The 20,089-nt window shown below is 53.0% G+C and carries 15 protein-coding genes, 1 tRNA gene and 1 pseudogene; 4 read left to right on the top strand and 13 right to left on the bottom strand.

Translation table 11 applies throughout. The features are described from left to right. Nucleotides 1–5: 5 nt before the first annotated feature. Nucleotides 6–515, bottom strand: coding sequence for a GNAT family N-acetyltransferase (locus tag K6K13_RS03410; protein WP_222159537.1), 510 nt, complete (start codon nucleotides 513–515; stop codon nucleotides 6–8). Next, entirely contained in the window at nucleotides 509–1,033 is a 525-nt protein-coding gene (gene ubiT / locus K6K13_RS03405) for a ubiquinone anaerobic biosynthesis accessory factor UbiT (protein ID WP_222159536.1), read from the bottom strand. The genes K6K13_RS03410 and ubiT overlap by 7 nt, the downstream gene beginning before the upstream one ends. Before the next feature lie 504 nt (nucleotides 1,034–1,537). Between ubiT and ubiU the strand changes: the two genes are divergently transcribed. The 3 genes from ubiU to K6K13_RS03390 all read left to right on the top strand — a co-directional run bounded on the left by ubiU (nucleotide 1,538) and on the right by K6K13_RS03390 (nucleotide 4,566). Further along, the gene (gene ubiU / locus K6K13_RS03400; RefSeq protein ID WP_222159535.1) at nucleotides 1,538–2,533 is read left to right on the top strand and encodes a ubiquinone anaerobic biosynthesis protein UbiU; all 996 of its coding nucleotides are present in this window, start codon (nucleotides 1,538–1,540) and stop codon (nucleotides 2,531–2,533) included. A gap of 25 nt (nucleotides 2,534–2,558) precedes the next feature. Further along, a complete protein-coding gene (locus K6K13_RS03395; RefSeq protein ID WP_222159534.1) occupies nucleotides 2,559–3,437 on the top strand; it encodes a U32 family peptidase in 879 nt (292 codons plus the stop codon). 97 nt (nucleotides 3,438–3,534) lie between these two features. After that, a complete protein-coding gene (locus K6K13_RS03390; RefSeq protein WP_222159533.1) occupies nucleotides 3,535–4,566 on the top strand; it encodes a luciferase-like monooxygenase in 1,032 nt (343 codons plus the stop codon). Nucleotides 4,567–4,623: 57 nt separating this feature from the next. On the opposite strand, the pseudogene cptA reads toward K6K13_RS03390, so the two are convergent. The 11 genes and pseudogenes from cptA to K6K13_RS03335 all read right to left on the bottom strand — a co-directional run bounded on the left by cptA (nucleotide 4,624) and on the right by K6K13_RS03335 (nucleotide 18,848). Beyond that, nucleotides 4,624–6,347 (bottom strand): annotated as a pseudogene (gene cptA, locus K6K13_RS03385) (phosphoethanolamine transferase CptA). Between the two features lie 318 nt (nucleotides 6,348–6,665). Then, nucleotides 6,666–8,435 carry a DEAD/DEAH family ATP-dependent RNA helicase gene (locus tag K6K13_RS03380; protein ID WP_222159532.1) on the bottom strand — a complete coding sequence of 590 codons (1,770 nt, stop codon included), beginning with the start codon at nucleotides 8,433–8,435 and terminating at the stop codon, nucleotides 6,666–6,668. Nucleotides 8,436–8,611: 176 nt separating this feature from the next. Further along, nucleotides 8,612–9,496 carry a lipoprotein NlpI gene (gene nlpI / locus K6K13_RS03375; protein ID WP_222159531.1) on the bottom strand — a complete coding sequence of 295 codons (885 nt, stop codon included), beginning with the start codon at nucleotides 9,494–9,496 and terminating at the stop codon, nucleotides 8,612–8,614. A gap of 130 nt (nucleotides 9,497–9,626) precedes the next feature. Further along, nucleotides 9,627–11,753, bottom strand: coding sequence for a polyribonucleotide nucleotidyltransferase (gene pnp, locus K6K13_RS03370; protein WP_222159530.1), 2,127 nt, complete (start codon nucleotides 11,751–11,753; stop codon nucleotides 9,627–9,629). 300 nt (nucleotides 11,754–12,053) lie between these two features. Continuing rightward, complete coding sequence (gene rpsO, locus K6K13_RS03365; protein WP_222159529.1) at nucleotides 12,054–12,323, bottom strand: 30S ribosomal protein S15; 270 nt, start codon at nucleotides 12,321–12,323, stop codon at nucleotides 12,054–12,056. Nucleotides 12,324–12,457: 134 nt separating this feature from the next. Beyond that, entirely contained in the window at nucleotides 12,458–13,402 is a 945-nt protein-coding gene (gene truB, locus K6K13_RS03360; protein ID WP_222159528.1) for a tRNA pseudouridine(55) synthase TruB, read from the bottom strand. Next, a complete protein-coding gene (rbfA, locus tag K6K13_RS03355) occupies nucleotides 13,402–13,803 on the bottom strand; it encodes a 30S ribosome-binding factor RbfA (RefSeq protein WP_222159527.1) in 402 nt (133 codons plus the stop codon). The genes truB and rbfA overlap by 1 nt, the downstream gene beginning before the upstream one ends. A gap of 94 nt (nucleotides 13,804–13,897) precedes the next feature. Next, nucleotides 13,898–16,540 (bottom strand): translation initiation factor IF-2, encoded by a 2,643-nt coding sequence (infB, locus tag K6K13_RS03350; RefSeq protein WP_222159526.1) that lies wholly within the window; start codon nucleotides 16,538–16,540, stop codon nucleotides 13,898–13,900. A 26-nt stretch (nucleotides 16,541–16,566) separates the two neighbouring features. Next, complete coding sequence (gene nusA, locus K6K13_RS03345; RefSeq protein ID WP_222159525.1) at nucleotides 16,567–18,078, bottom strand: transcription termination factor NusA; 1,512 nt, start codon at nucleotides 18,076–18,078, stop codon at nucleotides 16,567–16,569. Nucleotides 18,079–18,099: 21 nt separating this feature from the next. Further along, nucleotides 18,100–18,552 (bottom strand): ribosome maturation factor RimP, encoded by a 453-nt coding sequence (gene rimP / locus K6K13_RS03340; RefSeq protein ID WP_222159524.1) that lies wholly within the window; start codon nucleotides 18,550–18,552, stop codon nucleotides 18,100–18,102. Nucleotides 18,553–18,771: 219 nt separating this feature from the next. Next, a tRNA-Met gene (locus tag K6K13_RS03335) sits at nucleotides 18,772–18,848 on the bottom strand. A 441-nt stretch (nucleotides 18,849–19,289) separates the two neighbouring features. Here K6K13_RS03335 and K6K13_RS23070 point away from each other — a divergent pair. Then, nucleotides 19,290–20,084 (top strand): two-partner secretion domain-containing protein, encoded by a 795-nt coding sequence (locus K6K13_RS23070; protein WP_252120411.1) that lies wholly within the window; start codon nucleotides 19,290–19,292, stop codon nucleotides 20,082–20,084. Nucleotides 20,085–20,089: the final 5 nt, after the last annotated feature.

Raw genomic sequence — 20,089 nt, 5'->3', positions numbered from 1 at the left:
AGCGATCAGGGGAGAAAACGTTGGAAGGGCGCAGCATAATCCACAATGCCACTCACGCCTTCAAAATGGTTATCGGAAAGCGGATACATCTGGAAGGCGTCATCGCTATCAGGCCAGCGGCAGCGTAACTGCTGCTCCCGCGCAGGCACAAAGCCAAAACGGGCATAATATGCAGGAGAACCAAGTACCACCACGGCGGTGTAGCCAAACTCGTTTAGCGCATCCAGCCCTTCGTAAACCAGTTTTTCTCCCCATCCTTGGCAGCGCAGCGTTTCATCTATCGCCAGCGGCCCCAAAGCGACCCATTGTCGGTCTTCCTCTGCGATGGTTACCGGGCTAAAAGCGACGTATCCCATCACTACGCCTTCGTCATCCGTCGCGACAACGCCAAGTGTTAACAGCCCGTCTTCTCGCAGTTGATGAACCAGTTCGGCCTCTGCCGAGGTGGGAAACGCACGACGCAGCAGCGCATCAATACCTGCTGCATCTACCGGAATTTCCACCCGTACTAACATGTTGTAGCCGCGCGATCGTCAGCGTGCATCGCGCCCTCATGTAATCCCGCCTCAACGAAATCGGCTAAACGCAGCAGGCCAATACGCAACGGCGCAGGCATGGCATCCAGATCGATAGAATCCATCAGGTTTTTAACATACAGACCCAGTTCGGTGTCCCCCTCAATGCGCAAGCGACGCTGGAAAAACAGCGTATCGGGATCTTCACGACGTGCGGCGATCAGCACCAGATCGTTGGCTTCAGCACTGAAACTGACGTCTTCCACTTCATGCTGGCTCACTACCAGGCGATCGTCTCGCAAGGTGACGAACCAGGTCAGCCCAACATCACGGACTTCTACTTTCAGCCAGCGTTCTGTCAGAAATGACAGCTCGCCTTCATCCAACGCCTGCTGAAACTGCCAGCTCAGCACCCGTTCCAACACCTGCCGCTGTATGGCAAATGGGTTAAAATTCAGAGGCTTACCTAACAAGCCCGGACCTTGACGCACAATCTGTGCCCGTAGTTTTTCCAACACTGATGTACCCCTTATAAAGCAAACCGTTCAATCCAAGCCACTCACCCGCCGAACGCAGGCTCCACTCAGGCCATGCGCACCGCATGTGCTGCTTTTCTCATCAGGCTATTTTGCCACAGCCCAGTACAGCAGACGCGATGCCGGGTCAATAATTTCATTATTATGCACGGAAATCTCGGTAATGCATGCAAGCAATCCCTATTCATTACACGATAAGCTGGCCTAAATCAAAGTCCTGCACCAGCGGGTTAATTAAGATTCCCTAACGTTAAAGAAGGGTCATGCGTTGATAATCGATTGTTATACCCTAAATAACTCAAGTTGCAGGAAGCCGGCAAGCGAACGAATCCCCAGGAGCTTACCCAGGTAAGTGACTCGGGTGAGTGAACGCAGCCAACACACCTGCAACGTGAAGTATGACGGGTATATACCCATTTTCCGCATGCCCCCCCCTGCATCAGCCCTGACATGACATCAGGCAGCCTGATGAATGAGGAAACCCGTATGGAATTACTGTGCCCCGCAGGGAACCTGCCCGCACTGAAAGCGGCAATTGATAACGGTGCCGACGCTGTTTACATCGGGCTAAAAGACGATACCAACGCACGCCACTTCGCCGGGTTGAACTTCACGGACAAAAAGTTGCAGGAGGCGAGCGACTATGTGCATCGCCATCAGCGCAAACTACATATCGCCATCAATACGTTCGCCCACCCCAACGGCTATCAACGCTGGGAGCGCGCTGTCGATATGGCCGCCAACATGGGGGCCGATGCGCTGATCCTGGCTGACCTTGCCATGCTTGAGTATGCCGCAGAGCGCTATCCGCATATTGAACGGCACGTCTCTGTACAAGCATCTGCCACTAACGAAGAGGCAATTCGTTTTTATCAGCGCCATTTTGCGGTTCACCGCATCGTACTGCCTCGCGTGCTGTCGATCCATCAGGTTAAACAGTTGGCGCGAACCAGTCCGGTGCCGCTGGAAGTGTTCGCGTTCGGCAGCCTGTGCATCATGGCTGAAGGTCGCTGTTACCTCTCCTACTACCTGACGGGAGAATCTCCCAATACCGTGGGTTCCTGTTCGCCTGCTCGTTTTGTGCGCTGGCAGCAAACCGAAAAAGGGATGGAATCGCGCTTGAACAATGTCCTGATCGACAGATATCAGGACGATGAAAATGCCGGTTATCCTACCCTGTGCAAAGGGCGTTATCTGGTCGGGGGCGAGCGTTACCACGCACTGGAAGAGCCAACCAGCCTGAATACGCTGGAGTTACTGCCGGAGCTAATGGCAGCCAACATTGCCTCAGTGAAAATAGAAGGACGCCAGCGCAGCCCAGCCTACGTCAGCCAAATCACCCGCGTCTGGCGACAAGCCATTGACCGTTGCCTCGCGTCTCCCAGCACCTTCACCCCGAGTGCGGAGTGGATGTCGGCGCTCGGGGCAGTGGCAGAAGGCACGCAGACCACGCTGGGTGCGTACCACCGTAAATGGCAATAAGCGGCAGGTGAGAGAAGAGAACAGTATGAGATATGCGTTAGGTGCCATCCTTTACTATTGGCAAAAAATGGATGTGGAAGCCTTTTATCAGGCAGCCAGCCAGAGCAGTGCCGATATTGTCTATCTGGGTGAAACGGTGTGCAGCAAGCGGCGCGCCATCAAGGTGGGCGACTGGCTCGATATGGCAAAGCAACTTGCCGCCAGCGGCAAGCAAATTGTGTTGTCTACATTGGCGTTGATTCAGGCCCCCTCAGAACTCAGCGAATTGAAACGCTATGTGGAAAACGGTGAGTTCTTGCTGGAAGCCAACGATCTCGGCGCGGTGAACATGGCCGCAGACCGGCATTTACCCTTTGTCGCGGGCCATGCGCTTAACTGCTACAACGCCCACACGCTGCGTCTGTTGCATAAGCAAGGGATGATGCGCTGGTGCATGCCGGTTGAACTTTCCCGCGACTGGCTAAGCGACCTGCTCGACCAATGCGATGCCCTCGGTTTTCGCCATCAGTTCGAGGTAGAAGTGCTGGGTTACGGGCATTTGCCGTTGGCTTACTCAGCGCGCTGTTTCACCGCTCGCTCAGAAAACCGCGCCAAGGATGAGTGTGAAACCTGCTGCATCAAGTATCCGCAGGGGCGCGCCATGCTGTCGCAGGAAAATCAGCAGGTGTTTGTGCTCAACGGTATCCAGACCATGAGTGGTTATTGCTACAACCTCGGCAACGAACTGGCATCGATGCAAGGCTTGGTGGATATCGTTCGCTTGTCGCCGCAGTCGCTGGATACGCTGACCCTGATCGATAGCTTCCGCGCCAATGAGCAAGGCCAGACACCGCTGCCCCTGACGCAAGATGCCGATTGTAACGGCTACTGGCGACGCGTCGCCGGTCTGGAATTGGTATCCTGACAGGCGTCGGGCGGCTCGCCGCCCGATCGCCCGTTTTGAATATAAAAATGTGCGAGCGTGCGCAATACTGTGAAAAAAACACAGTGAGCCTGCCGCAATGTCAACCGATACCCAAACAACACTGTTTTCTCACGATATCCCGTTTTCCGTTCTGGATTTAGCGCCGATCCCACAAGGCGCCACGCCCAGAGACGCCTTTCATCACTCGCTCGATCTGGCGCAGCACGCGGAAAAATGGGGCTACCACCGTTATTGGTTAGCCGAGCACCACAACATGACCGGTATCGCCAGCGCCGCAACCTCGGTGCTGATCGGTTATCTTGCTTCTGGCACAGAACGCATCCGGCTAGGATCCGGTGGCGTCATGCTACCAAACCACTCCCCGCTGGTGATCGCCGAGCAGTTCGGCACGCTGGAATCACTCTACCCTGGGCGTATCGATTTAGGCTTGGGACGCGCGCCGGGCACCGATCAACGCACCATGATGGCCCTGCGTCGCCACCAGAATGCGGAAATCGACGATTTCCCCCGCGACGTACAGGAATTACAACGCTATTTTGCCGATGCTCAACCAGACCAGGCGGTGCGCGCCGTGCCGGGCCAGGGCTTGCAGGTGCCGCTTTGGCTGTTGGGCTCCAGCCTCTACAGCGCACAATTAGCGGCAGCATTGGGGTTACCGTTTGCCTTCGCCGCGCATTTCGCCCCGGATATGTTGCTTCAGGCAATGGCATTGTATCGGGAGAAATTCAAACCCTCTAACACGCTGAACAAGCCCTATGCCATGGTGTGCGTGAACGTGATTGCGGCTGAAACTGAACGCGATGCGCGTTTCTTGTTCACCTCGGTGCAACAGCAGTTTCTGAATTTGCGTCGTGGGCAACCCGGACCGCTGCCTGAGCCAGTGCAAAATATGGATTCACTCTGGTCTCCAGCCGAACAGTTTGGCGTGGATCAAGCGCTGCGTTTGGCGATCGTCGGTGACAACAGTAAAGTGCAGCATGGTTTGCGCAGCTTGCTGCGAGAGACTAAAGCAGACGAGATAATGATCAACGGACAGATCTTTGATCATCAAGCGCGAAGAGACTCTTTCGAGCGGATCATGCAGATACGTCAGTCTGTGATCGGCTAACGTCATGTTATCTGGTAGAGAGGGAAGCCCCTCTCTACCACAGCGACAGCCTAAAGGTTATTTTTCGCCTGCGGTGTAAGGCAAGCTGTCAAAGGTGCGCAGTGCCTTCTTACCGTAGGGATCGCCGATCAAACGTTTTGATTCTCGAAACGCAGGGCTGACCAGGCTTTTTTCCGGTTCCTGAATATCGTAGCTAAGCCCTGCCAGCGTTGACCAGGTATGTAGCAGATGCGCATTGCTGTATTTCCGGTCTACGTAAGGGGCATAGTCGATCGGGTGATCTTTCTGCCACTGTGGCGAATTCCAGAGAATGAACGGCACGGTGTACATGGTACGCGTCGGTGCAGACTCATCGCGCCCGAGCACGTTGTGCGGCGGCGTCTCGTAAACGTCTTCACCGTGATCCGAGAAGTAAAGCAGGAAGCCATTCGGCCGCGTTTTTTCAAAGGTTCGGATCAGCGTTTCGACCACGTAATCGTTGTACAGCTCAGCATTGTCGTAATCGTTGTAGACTTCGACGTCGCTGTCGCTCACGCCGTCAGGAATGCCTTCTCGCCCGACAAATTTCGTTGTCTCTTCCGGATAACGAAATTTGTATTTCATGTGAGTGCCTAACAGGTGCACCACAATGAATTTCTTCTCAGCGGGATCGGCCAACACCTTTTCAAACGGGGCAAACACCACGTCATCGTACTGGCGCGCGCTTTGCGTGCGCTGATTGTTCATATAGAACTGTTCGTCCGTCTGCTGAGAGAACACGGTCAGCAACGTATTGCGTTTGGTCATGGTCTGCTGATTAGTGATCCAGAACGTTTTATATCCGGCCTGTTTCATCATGTTCATCAGCGAGGGCTTGGTCAGATAGAGATCCGGCTGCAACTCATCGGCAAACGTTAGCGCCTGCTGCAAGATTTCAATGGTGTACGGACGTGAGGTCACGACATCGTTGAACACGACCAGATTGGGATCGCTTTTACGCAGCGCGTCCAGACGGGGCGTGGTTTCACGACCATAGCCATACAGACTCATACGACTACTGGTGGTTGACTCACCGATCACCAGCACCAACGTGCGCGGCGTATCGCCGTTCGCATCTTTCAGGTTTGCCAGCGGAGGTAAGGCCGCATTCTGCTTGAGCATTTCTGTCATGCTTGCCAACTGCTGGCGATACTCCACGTAACCCGCAATATACTGCCACGGCGCGGTGGTGGACATACGGCTTGCCAGATAACCGCTGGCTTCTGCCAGTGTTTCGCCCTCGTTATGCATTTTTTTATAAAGAGGAACACCAAACAGCACCACGGCAATTAAGGTACATACCGTCACTTTATATTTCAACGGCAGGTAAACCGGTCGTACTTTACGCCACAGCAACCCAACGATCACCGTATAAAAAATCAATATAGCCAAAACTTTCAGACTGAAATATTGACTTACATATTCACCGGCTTCTTTGCTATTAGACTCGAACATCACAAACATAACGCTTTGTGAAAACTCTTGTTTATATATCGAGTAATAACCCAGGGCGATCAGAGAGGTTATCCATAACAGAATACCCAGTACGCTGCTAATGATTTTGGTTCTGGCAGGGAAAACAAAAACCGGGATCAGCCATGCCATAGCAAGCTGTAAAGTAACGAATCGCGTAATCCCGTAGTGCCGCTATGACCAGTCAGAACAATGACAAGCTGGAGTGCGCAGGAGAAAAACCAAAAATAGAGCAAAAGCCATCCGAGCGAACGCCAACTAAAGCGTTCCTTAACAAAGCGTTCAGACATAGTTAATTCCACACAACGTTGTTATTTTTTATGCAGCGCCAAACAGCACTACTTTTATGAGGTCTCTTTTTTTAGTCCCTCTCTTCCGGCACCGTAATAACCACGCCGAAAAGCTGGACTATCCCTTTAAAACCTTAAAACAAAATTAAGATCAGCCGGTGAGTCAAAAAAAACGGCCCACCATTATCGGCGGGCCGCTTTTTATACCAAAAAAGCAACAAAGGTAAAAGTTATGTAAGGGACTATTTTATGTTTTGAAGCGAAGTGTTGAACTTCGCCTCAAAGATAAGCCAATACACCGATTACCCAAGGTGATTTTTATTGACCAATATCAGCAGGACGGCGGCGCGGAGCGCGTTGACCTTCACTGCGTTGACCATCACGGTTGAAATTACGTTCGAACGGTTGTGCATCGCCGATCAGTTGCATGTTCATCGGCTTGTTCAGGATACGCGTACGGGTAAAGTGCGTCAGCAGATCGCCCGGCATGCCCTTCGGCAATTCGATGGTGGAGTGCGATGCGAACAGCTTGATGTTGCCGATGTAACGGCTGCTGATATCCCCTTCGTTGGCAATAGCGCCAACGATATGGCGAACTTCAACACCATCATCACGACCCACTTCGATGCGATACAGCTGCATCTCACCCACATCACGGCGCTCACGACGCTGCGGGCGTTCACCGTCATTGCTCGGGCGACGCTCGCCACGGTCGTTACGATCATCACGATCGCGGAATTCACGGCGCGGACGACGCTCAATCGCCGGTTCCGGCGGCAGGATCAGCGGACGCTCACCTTGCGCCATTTTCAACAATGCCGCTGCCAGCGTTTCGATATCCAGCTCTTCAGCCGGTTGCAGCTTAGCCAGCAACGCACGGTACATATCCAGATCGCTGCTTTCGAGCTGCGACTGCACTTTGGCAGCAAACTTCGCCAGACGACGCTCGCCTAACAGTTCAACGTTCGGCAGGTCGACTTCAGGGATTGTCAGCTTCATGGTGCGTTCAACGTTGCGCAGCAGGCGGCGTTCACGGTTTTCCACAAACAGTAATGCACGACCAGCACGACCGGCGCGGCCAGTACGGCCAATACGGTGCACGTAGGATTCTGCATCCATCGGAATATCGTAGTTCACCACCAGGCTGATACGTTCCACATCCAGACCGCGTGCCGCAACGTCGGTGGCGATCAGAATATCCAGACGACCATCTTTCAAGCGCTCCAGCGTCTGCTCACGCAGCGCCTGGTTCATGTCACCGTTCAGTGCCGCGCTGTTGTACCCACTACGCTCCAGGGCTTCAGCCACTTCCAGCGTTGCATTCTTGGTACGCACAAAAATAATGGCGGCGTCAAAATCTTCCGCTTCCAGGAAACGCACCAGCGCTTCGTTCTTACGCATGCCGTGCACAGTCCAGTAGCTCTGGCTGATATCCGGACGCGTCGTCACGCTTGATTGAATGCGCACTTCCTGCGGATCTTTCATAAAGCGGCGCGTAATACGGCGAATCGCTTCCGGCATGGTTGCCGAGAACAGTGCCGTTTGGTGCTGAGCCGGGATCTGGGCCATGATGTTTTCAACATCGTCAATGAAGCCCATACGCAACATTTCGTCAGCTTCATCCAGCACCAAACCACTCAGGTTGGAAAGATCGAGCGTACCGCGTTTCAGGTGATCCAGCAGACGTCCCGGTGTACCAACAACAATTTGCGCACCCTGGCGCAGCGCACGCAATTGAACGTCGTAGCGCTGGCCGCCATAGAGCGCTACCACACTCACACCGTGCATGTGTTTAGAGAAATCATTACAGACTTCAGCCACCTGCACCGCCAACTCACGGGTCGGTGCCAGCACCAGCATTTGCGGCGCTTTCAGTTCAGGCTTGATATTGTGCAGCAGCGGTAATGAAAACGCCGCCGTCTTGCCGCTACCGGTCTGGGCCATACCCAGCACGTCGCGGCCATTAAGCAAATGAGGAATACATTCTGCCTGGATGGGAGAGGGCTTCTCATATCCCAGATCCGACAGTGCATTCAAAATAGGAGCGGACAGCCCCAGGTCAGCAAAAGAGGTTTCAAACTCTGCCATGTAAACGTGCCTCATAGTGAAATGGCGGCCAGTCTACACGTAACTTGTCGAGAAAATACTCAGTCATTTTCATTGAAAAGTGTGAACCGGCTCAAATTAGATTAAAAAACGAACAAAAAAGCCCTCGCCCGTTAAGGCGATGGAAACGGTGGTTCCCGGCTGATTACGTTCGTCAGCTATTGCTGGTCCGATCCTGATAGGTCGTCTTGCTCTTGGCCTAACAATGCCAATTCCAACAATGCATAGCGGTGCTCAACAAAGTTATGTACGTTGTTGGCAACCGTCAGCTTGAACAGCGCCATGGCGTTGTTCTTGTCCCCCAGACTTAGGTAGTGCTTACCTAAATAGAAGTCAGTTTCACTGAGATGCTCAGCGAGCGAAGTGTTATCCGTTGCTTCTGCCTTCAGGCGCTCCATCAGCACAGCTTCACTGATGTTGCCCAGGTAGAATTCGACAATATTCCATCCCCAAGGACCTCTTTCTGCACTGTCATAACGCTTCTTCAGCGCGGCCTTGGCAGCATTGGGATCTATCTCCCGCTCAGCCAAATACAGCCATAACGTACGGAAAGGATCGTTCGGATCGTCTCGATAAAACGCCAGCAGATCATCCTGCGCTAACAGGTAACGACCGCCATAATACAAGGCGATGCCCCGGTTCAAACGCGCATAATTGTAAGTTGGATCAAGCTCTAGTACAGAATCAAACGCTTCATAGGCAGCATCAAAATTGCCTGCCTGCGTTAAATAAATGCCGAGGTAGTTAAACACCTCCGGCATATCCGGACGGATTGATAGCGCTTGTGAAAAATCATTACGCGCTAACGCTCTCAGTCCGAGACTATCATACAGCACTCCGTGCTCATATAATAGCTGTGCGCGTTCGTCATCGGTTAACGCCCGACTGGCAAGAATTTGTTCCATGCGCGCCAAAATGACTTCCTGCTGTAAAGCAGGCTGCACTGGAATTGCCAATACCGCGTTTTTACGCCAATCCGTGTTGCTGCATCCTGCCAGCATAAGTGCTGTCGCAACATAACACCAGCGTAAGAAAGGCTTCATTTCCCACTCCCGAAGACAAACATTGGATGAACATCCTGTCCCCGCACGCTCAATGTGAGGCTATCCGCGCCTCACAAATGCCCAACTCCCCGCCGAGGCAGGGAGTGGCAAAATAACAGCAAAACGGCTGTTATTCTTCCTCAGAAGGCGCTGTAGCAGCGGCATCCTGAGGCTGAGCAGTTGCTTCCTTGATACTCAAACGTACACGGCCCTGACGGTCAACTTCCAGTACTTTAACCGGAACTTCCTGACCCATTTGCAGGTAGTCAGTGACTTTCTCAACGCGCTTGTCAGCGATTTGAGAAATGTGTACCAGACCTTCTTTGCCGCCGCCAATCGCAACGAACGCGCCGAAATCAACGATGCGCGTTACCTTACCTTGGTAGACACGACCGACTTCGATTTCTGCGGTGATCTCTTCGATACGACGAATCGCATGACGCGCTTTCTCGCCGTCGGTTGCGGCGATTTTCACCGTACCGTCATCTTCGATCTCGATGGTGGTGCCCGTTTCTTCGGTCAGCGCACGGATCACAGAACCACCTTTACCGATAACGTCTTTGATCTTGTCGACGCTGATCTTGATGGTGTGGATACGCGGTGCAAACTGAGAAATATCACCACGCGGCGCGCCGATAGCCTGTTCCATCACGCCCAGAATGTGCAGACGCGCACCCTTGGCCTGATTCAGTGCAACCTGCATGATTTCGCGGGTGATACCTTCAATTTTGATATCCATTTGCAGTGCGGTAACGCCTTCGCGGCTACCGGCCACTTTGAAGTCCATATCGCCCAGGTGATCTTCGTCACCCAGAATGTCGGACAGCACCACAAAGTTATCGCCTTCTTTCACCAGACCCATTGCGATACCCGCAACGGCGGCTTTGATCGGCACGCCAGCATCCATCAGCGCCAGAGAGGCACCGCAGACAGAAGCCATGGAAGAAGATCCGTTGGATTCTGTGATTTCAGATACCACACGCACCGTATACGGGAACTGAGCGGCAGTAGGCATCACGGCCAACACACCACGTTTCGCCAGACGACCGTGACCAATTTCACGACGCTTCGGCGAGCCAACCATACCGGTTTCACCCACAGAGTACGGAGGGAAGTTGTAGTGCAGCAGGAAGCGATCGGTAGTTTCACCGGTCAATCCATCAATATTCTGTGCATCACGCTCGGTGCCCAGCGTCGCCGTTACCAGCGCCTGAGTTTCACCGCGAGTGAACAGCGCAGAACCGTGGGTTCTCGGCAGCACGCCAGTACGCACATCCAGCGCACGGATCATGTCTTTTTCACGGCCATCGATACGCGGTTCGCCACGCAGTACGCGGCTGCGCACCACATTTTTCTCGATGCTGCCCAGAACGTCCTGAATCTCACCCGCATCCAGCGTGTCGTCCGCAGCCAACAATTGGGCTTCAACGTCAGCTTTGATGACGTTGATTTGTTCGTAACGTTCTTGCTTCTCGGTGATGCGATAAGCATCGCCCAAGCGCGCTTCAGACAGTGCCTGCACGCGTTCCAGCAACGCAACGTTGACGGCCGGCGCCTGCCAATCCCAACGCGGTTTACCCGCTTCTTTCACCAGCTCATTGATGTTGTCGATAACCACCTGTTGCTGCTCGTGGCCAAATACCACCGCACCCAACATTTGATCTTCGCTCAGCAGATCCGCTTCGGATTCCACCATCAACACAGCGCCTTCGGTACCGGCAACCACCAGATCCAGACGACTCTGTTTCAGTTCATCAATGGTCGGGTTCAGTACAAACTGGTCGTTGATGTAACCAACGCGTGCAGCACCAATCGGCCCGTTAAACGGCAGACCTGACAGGCTCAACGCCGCAGACGCACCGATCATCGCTACGATATCTGGGTTGATCTGCGGATTTACAGAAACCACCGTTGCGATAACCTGCACTTCATTGACAAAACCATCGGCAAACAGCGGACGGATCGGGCGGTCAATCAGACGCGAAATCAGGGTTTCGCCTTCGCTCGGACGGCCTTCACGACGGAAAAAACCGCCAGGGAAACGGCCCGCAGCATAAGTACGTTCTTGATAGTTAACGGTCAGCGGGAAAAAGTCCTGACCGGTTTTAGCCTTTTTCGCCCCGACAACGGTGACGAAAACAGCGGTGTCATCCATGCTGACCATAACGGCAGCAGTGGCCTGACGTGCCATCATGCCCGTTTCGAGCGTGACGGTATTCTGACCGTATTGAAACTTACGTACGATAGGATTTAGCAAAATAATATCCTTTACTCAGGGTTTATCATTCTCGGGTTTACCAGATGCCAGCCGATGTCGTTGTGTTCGGCACAGCGTCTCCCCGTTGATTACAAACCATCTCACTACATCCTCGCGACTAATGACAACCCTCACGTCATGCTGGAACGAGTCCAAAAAGAGACATGAAATTTCTCATTAGCCGCGCGAACCTCTGTAGCGAACGGCGACGACAAAGTCGGTAATACATTACTCTGTTTTGCAAGCACTTCCTAGAAGAAAGGGGCCCTATGAGGCCCCTTCCCACTGAAACTCGCCAGATTAGCGACGCAGACCCAGACGCTCGATCAGGGTAGCATAACGCGCTACATCTTTACGCTTCAGGTAGTCCAGCAGCTTACGGCGCTGAGAAACCATACGCAGCAGACCACGACGGCTGTGGTGATCCTTTTTGTGCTCGGAGAAGTGGCCTTGCAGATGGTTAATCTGCGCGGTCAACAGAGCAACCTGCACTTCGGTAGAACCACTGTCGTTAGTGCCACGACCGAAGTCTGCGACGATTTTTGCTTTAGCTTCAACGCTTAGAGACATTGTAATACTCCAAAACAGTATAGATAAAAAAACAGGTGCCGATCTCTAATTCAGCAACCTATGTAACCTATTAAAAATAGGCCGCGCCATTCTACTCTCAGCCATGGCCGATCGCAAGGCAGACACGGTAAGCCTTATTCCGAGAATTCGACCACCAGACGCTTGGGTGCCACGCGTCCGGCGTCATCGATAATCCCCATACCAATAAACGCACGGGCATCGCCTTCGGTGATACGAACCATCCCTTCAACAGGAGCGTTAGCCGCCGCAACAGCCTGCCCAAGTTTGAGATAACCTGCCACAGCTGGCGGCAGATTCACCTCAGGATAATTGCTGACCGGGCTGTCCATCGGCATCAGCAGCGGATCCAGCACCGCCTCAAGGGATTGCCCTTCCGTTTGCGCTTGCGCCAACAGGGCTTGCAGTTGATCCAAGGTGACCATGCGCTCTGCCGGATAAGTGGCAACCTGCACGCGGCGCAGATAAGTCACATGAGCACCACAGCCGAGCATTTCACCGAGATCGTCAATGATGGTGCGAATGTAAGTGCCTTTGGAACAGTGAATTTCCAGTTCCAGCTCATCGGCATCGTGACGAATAAACAGCAGTTCATACACGGTGATATCACGAGCTTCACGCGGGACCGTGATCCCCTGGCGCGCATACTCGTACAATGGGCGGCCCTGGTGCTTCAGCGCGGAATACATCGATGGCACCTGCTGCGTGGTACCACGAAAGCGTTCCAGTGCCTCCGCCAACGCCTGCTCGGTAAAGGTCACCGCGCGCGTTTCCACCACATTGCCATCGGCATCTGAGGTGTCAGTACGCTGGCCCAGACGCGCAATCACCCGGTAGCGTTTATCCGAATCCAGCAAATACTGGGAAAACTTGGTGGCTTCCCCCAGGCAGATCGGCAGCATTCCGGTCGCCAGCGGATCCAGCGCACCGGTGTGTCCGGCCCGGTTGGCATTAAAAATGCGCTTTACCTTTTGCAGCACGTCGTTGGATGACGCACCTTGCGGTTTATCCAGCAATAACACGCCGTGGATATCACGGCCGCGACGAAGAGGACGACTCATCAATCCTCCCGATCGTCGTCACCGTTGGCAGAACGCTTCTCGGCATCGCTGCGCAAGACGTTGGTCACCAGGTTGGACATCCGCATCCCTTCCACCAACGAGTTGTCGTAGGCGAAAGTCAATTCCGGCACCACGCGCAAACGCATTGCCTTACCCAGCAGCACACGAATAAAACCGGAAGCATCCTGCAATGCTTTGATGCCCGCTTTCACCTGCTCGGGTTCGTTATCGTTCAGAAACGTCACAAATACCTTGGCATACGCCAAATCACGTGACAGATCGACACCAGAAACCGTCGCCATGCCAACGCGCGGATCCTTCACTTCACGCTGAAGAATAATGGCGATCTCTTTCTGCATCTCTTGCGATACGCGCTGAGTGCGACTGAATTCTCTAGCCATAATCGAGTCCTCAAGGAAAAATCAGGGGGCACTAAGGCCCCCTATAAGTCAATACGACGTGCAAACGTTGCGCGTCTCGCCATACCCTGACTGGTTAAGCGATAGTACGTTTGATCTCGATAATTTCGAACACTTCGATGTTATCGCCAACACGCACGTCGTTGTAGTTCTTCACGCCGATACCACATTCCATGCCGTTACGTACTTCGTTAACGTCATCTTTGAAGCGGCGCAGAGATTCCAGCTCGCCTTCATAGATAACCACGTTGTCACGCAGCACACGGATAGGGTTGTGACGTTTCACGATACCTTCCGTCACCATACAGCCAGCGATCGCGCCAAACTTCGGTGATTTGAACACATCGCGAACTTCGGCCAAGCCGATGATCTCTTGCTTGTATTCCGGTACCAGCATACCGCTCATCGCCTGCTTCACTTCGTCGATCAGATCATAGATGACGGAGTAGTAACGCAGATCCAGACTTTCTGCTTCGACAACGCGACGGGCAGACGCATCGGCACGAACGTTGAAGCCCAGAATGATAGCGTTGGACGCTGCGGCCAGCGTCGCGTCGGTTTCGGTGATCCCACCGACGCCGGAGCCAACAATCTTCACTTTCACTTCGTCGGTAGAGAGTTTCTGCAACGAATCGGCAATCGCTTCCACGGACCCCTGAACGTCGGCTTTCATCACGATGTTCAGTTCGGACACTTCGCCTTCGGTCATGTTGGCGAACATGTTTTCCAGTTTGGATTTCTGCTGACGCGCCAGTTTCACTTCGCGGAATTTACCTTGACGATAGAGCGCCACTTCACGGGCTTTCTTCTCGTCACGCACCACGGTGGCTTCATCACCCGCAGCCGGAACACCGGACATACCGAGGATTTCTACCGGAATGGACGGACCCGCTTCGGTAATTTCACGGCCCAGTTCATCACGCATGGCACGCACGCGACCATATTCGAAACCGCACAGCACGATATCACCCTTGTTGAGGGTACCTTCACGCACCAGAACCGTAGCAACCGGGCCACGACCTTTGTCCAAGAAGGATTCAATCACCACGCCGCTTGCCATGCCTTTGCGAACGCCCGTCAGTTCCAACACTTCTGCTTGCAGCAGAATGGCATTGAGCAAATCATCAATACCAGTACCGGCTTTGGCTGACACAGGGACAAACTGGCAATCGCCGCCCCACTCTTCAGGGATGATGCCATATTGCGTCAATTCATTTTTGACGCGATCCGGATCGGCTTCTGGCTTGTCAATTTTATTGACCGCAACCACCACCGGCACCTTGGCCGCTTTGGCGTGTTGCACGGCTTCGATGGTCTGCGGCATCACACCGTCATCGGCAGCAACCACCAGCACCACGATATCCGTTGCCTGTGCACCACGTGCACGCATCGCGGTAAACGCGGCGTGGCCCGGGGTATCCAGGAAGGTGATCATGCCATTTTCAGTTTCAACGTGGTAGGCACCGATGTGCTGGGTGATCCCGCCCGCTTCGCCTGCCGCCACTTTGGTGGAGCGAATGTAGTCCAGCAGTGACGTTTTACCGTGGTCAACGTGACCCATGATGGTCACGACCGGTGCGCGCGATTCTGCCGCAACACCCATATCACGGTCGCTCATTACCGCTTCTTCAAGCTCGTTTTCGCGACGCAGGATAACCTTGTGGCCCATTTCTTCCGCCACTAACTGGGCCGTTTCCTGATCGATGACCTGGTTGATGGTCGCCATGGCACCCAGCTTCATCATGGTCTTAATGACCTGAGAGCCTTTCACCGCCATTTTGTTCGCCAATTCGGCAACCGTCACGGTTTCACCGATTATCACGTCGCGGTTAACTGCCTGAGCTGGCTTATTAAAGCTTTGCTGCAACGTGCTGGTCTTACGCTTGCCTTTACCACCACGGGTTGCGGCACGCGCTTCTTCACGGTCAGCTTTATTTTCAGACAGGCGGTTGCCTTTCTTCTGCTTAGGCGCTTTAGCTGTCCGGGTGCGGCTACGAGAATTACTCTCGACTTCACGATCGTTTTCATCTTCAGCGACGCGGGCATGGTGCGACGTAGTGACGTGATAGTCAGTGCTATCCTCTTCTTCACGCGGTGTCTCACTGGCCCATTTAGCGGCATTTTCTTCCGCCATACGGCGTGCTTCCTCTGCAACACGGCGCGTATCTTCTTCGACCTTGCTGCGAACAGCATCTTCAGATTTACGCTTCAGTTCAGCAGCCTCAGCTTCACGGCGGGCCTTATCTGTCGCAGGAACAGACTTTGTCGTACTATGATTATGTTGGTTGCTCACTTTTTCTTTTTCCGCTGTGTCACGCTTGGCTTTTTCAGCGGCCTCTCGCTTGGCTTGCTCTTCAGCTTCACGTTGAGCCAGTTCTTCCGCTTCCTGCCGTGCACGCTCTTCTTCTTCAGCCTGCTGACTGCTCAGCGGATCGCGCTGAACATACGTGCGTTTTTTGCGGACTTCAATCTGCACTGATTTACTTTTTCCGCCAGTGCTCGGAATATTCAAGGTACTGCGCGTTTTACGTTGTAGAGTCAACTTACCGGCCGCAGAACCGCGTTCGCGGTTCAAATGCGCCAGCAGCGTCTCTTTTTCCTGCTGAGACACGTTGTCCGATGCAGACTTGGTAATTCCCGCATCAGCAAACTGCTGTATCAGGCGGTCTACCGGAGTCTGAATCTCAACGGCCAGCGATTGTATGGTCACTTCTGTCATGCTGTTCCTTTCCTGCTACAGTGTCGTTATTCGTTTTCGTCGCCGAACCAGCAGATATTACGGGCGGCCATGATCAACTCACCGGCCTTCTCATCGTTCAGCCCTTCAATATCCGTCAGATCGTCAACGCCCTGCTCAGCAAGATCTTCCAGCGTACATACTCCACGCGCGGCGAGAGTGAACGCCAACTCGCGCGGTAAACCCGGTAAACTGAGCAAATCTTCCGCCGGTTGGCCACTGCCACGGCTTTCTTCCTGCGCTAACGCCAACGTGGTCAATGCCGCTTTGGCACGTTCACGCAGTGCTTCGATGGTTTCCTCATCCAGACCATCGATCTCCTGCAGTTCCTTGATAGGCACATAGGCCAACTCTTCAAGTGAGGAGAAACCTTCTTCAACCAGCACAGTGGCGAACTCTTCGTCGATATCCAGGTGCTTGGTAAAGACGTCGATCGCCGCGTGTGCTTCCGCCTGATGCTTGGCTTGCAGGTCTTCAACGGTCATCACGTTCAGTTCCCAGCGGTCATCTGAACGGTGCTGTTTCAGCAATTGAGAAGCCAGACGTACGTTCTGCCCGTTGCGGCCGATCGCCTGTGCCAGATTGCTGGATTCCACGGCGATATCCATGGTGCAGGTATCTTCGTCAACCACGATGGAAACAACGTCTGCCGGTGCCATGGCGTTGATAACGAACTGTGCCGGATGATCGTCCCACAGAATGATATCAATGCGTTCGCCGCCCAGTTCGCTGGATACGGCCTGTACACGCGCACCGCGCATGCCCACGCATGCACCTACCGGATCGATACGCTTGTCATTGGTTTTCACCGCGATTTTAGCGCGAGAACCCGGATCGCGAGCCGCCGCTTTGATCTCGATAACTTCTTCGCCAATTTCCGGTACTTCAATGCGGAACAGTTCCACCAGCATCTCAGGGCGTGAACGGCTGACAAACAGCTGTGCGCCACACGCTTCCGGTCTTACTGAGTACAGCACGCCGCGAATACGGTCGCCCGGACGGAAGTTTTCACGCGGCAGCATATCTTCACGGCCAATCACCGCTTCTGCGTTGTTGCCCAGATCCAACGAAATGTTGTCGCGGTTCACCTTTTTGACCACGCCCGTGACGATATCGCCTTCCTGCTCACGGAACTGATCGACCACCATGGCACGTTCAGCTTCACGTACTTTCTGCACGATAACCTGTTTAGCCGTTTGCGTGGTGATACGGTCAAACGTGACGGATTCAATCTGATCTTCAATGTAGCCGCCGAGGTCGATGCTCGGATCTTCAAATTGAGCCGCTTCCAACGTAATTTCACGCGTCGGTTGCGTCACTTCATTGACGGCAACCCAACGACGAAAGGTATCGAAATCGCCGGTTTTGCGATCGATGCAAACCCGAACGTCAATTTCCTGTTCGTATTTTTTCTTTGTTGCTGTCGCTAAGGCAGTTTCCAGTGCTTCAAAAATTTTTTCGCGCGGAACGGCTTTTTCGTTGGAAACTGCTTCCACAACAGCCAGAATCTCTTTGTTCATCCTAGTTGCCTCATCCAAACTTTAAAAGTGGGGTACCAGGTTCGCCTTCTGGATGTTGCTCAGTGCGAACACTTCATCTTTGCCTTCCACTGTTACGGTAATCATCTCACCTTCAACGGATTTGATAATTCCCGCCCATTTACGACGGTTTTGTACCGCCATGCGCAGCACCAGGGTCACTTCTTCGCCGAGGAAACGCACGTAATGTTCTGCGATGAATAAAGGACGATCCAGGCCAGGTGATGACACTTCCAGGTTATAGGCAACCGTAATGGGATCTTCAACATCCAGCACCGCACTCACCTGGTGGCTGACATCAGCACAATCATCAACTGTGATGCCGTCTTCACTATCAATATAGATACGCAGCGTCGATTGGCGACCACGGATAAACTCAACGCCCACCAATTCGTAGCCTAATGCTTCAACGGGTGCCGAGATCATCTCTGTCAATTTCTGTTCTAATGTGGACAAGCCCACCCCCAAGACATAAAAAAAGGGCTAAAAGCCCAGTTATGTTGTTGCCAAATAACAAAAAACCCCGAAATATCGGGGCTTTATGTAACTGGACCCTATATACCGCAACAGGCTGCGGTATTACTTCTCGCAAGGATTTTTTCAAAAAACCGCTGTGGGTGTCATAACCGCCACTCACAGTTCATTTGAAAAAAAACTTAAGCGAAAGAAGTGATTTGGTTGCGGGGGCCGGATTTGAACCGACGACCTTCGGGTTATGAGCCCGACGAGCTACCAGGCTGCTCCACCCCGCGTCCGAAAACGTGGCAAATAGTACGCCGCCAACCGTGAAAAAGCAAGCTATCAATCAGAGATGATGCGAGGACAAGATCTGAAATCTTTCTCTATTCTATTGAAAAGAAAAGACAGTTGTCAACCCTTGAAAAACAACACGTCGCGCGCGCACAAAAAACAGAGAGAAACGTCTTAATTCAGCGCAAAAAACGCTGAAAAAAACACCGTTTAAGTCGTATCCTTTTTTTAAGAAACTAAATTAGCAAAAAACACTCCGCATTGTGATGAAACTCACCATTTAAAACAACAAATAGCACACCGAATCAGCATTTAATCCTTACACAACGCTCACCTACTCACTTTATAACCCATTGAGTGAAAATGTAAATTTACCGTAAAATTAGAGTGTGATAATAAGGAAAAGAAATTTACAACTATCACTATTTTTAGGAAACATGCTAATGACATCGCCTTTTTTAGTAACATCTTGTTATGCACAGCACAGCAAAATTAACACCAGGTTTAATAAACGCATCATCGCACTCGTGGTAAGCGCCGCTATCACCGCCCCAACGTTGGGTGCAACGTTGCCTGGCGGTGCCACGGTCGCAGCGGGTAACGTGTCTATTGGCGGCAACGGCAATGCGATGACGGTAACTCAGCAATCCAATACTGCCATTGTTAACTGGAACAGTTTTTCTGTCGGTCAGGGCCAATCCGTTAATTTTATCCAACCGAGCAGTTCCTCGGCGATCCTCAATCGGGTAACCGGCTCCACGCGCTCCTCGATCGCGGGCACGGTAACAGGGAACGGGCAAGTTTATCTGATCAACCCGAACGGTATTGCGATCACCTCCTCCGGTTCAGTAAAAGTGGGCGGTGGATTTGTCGCCTCAACGCTGGACATCAAAGATGAAGATTTCCTTAAAGGAAAACGCCAGTTTACCGGAAATGGAAACTCAGCAGAGGTGAGTAATGCCGGGATCATCAGCGTAGGGCGCGGCGGATATGCGGCCTTGATGGGTGGCAGCGTAAAAAATGACGGACTTATCAATGTACCGGTAGGCAAAGTGGGCTTGGGAGCCGCCGAGAAAGCCACGCTCGATCTCTCTGGCGATGGTTTCCTTCAAGTTGCCGTACCGAGCACCTCCGGTGTGAAAGAGGCGTTAATTCAGAATAACGGGACCGTATCAGCTGACGGCGGCAACCGCACGCAATGCCGTCCGCAACGCCATCAACCTCTCCGGCGTTGTTGAGGCTA

The organism is Symbiopectobacterium purcellii (assembly GCF_019797845.1).
Classification (GTDB): Bacteria; Pseudomonadota; Gammaproteobacteria; order Enterobacterales; family Enterobacteriaceae; genus Symbiopectobacterium; species Symbiopectobacterium purcellii.
The sequence above is the reverse complement of the archived record's forward strand: the minus strand, read 5'-3'. Positions and strand labels throughout refer to the sequence as shown.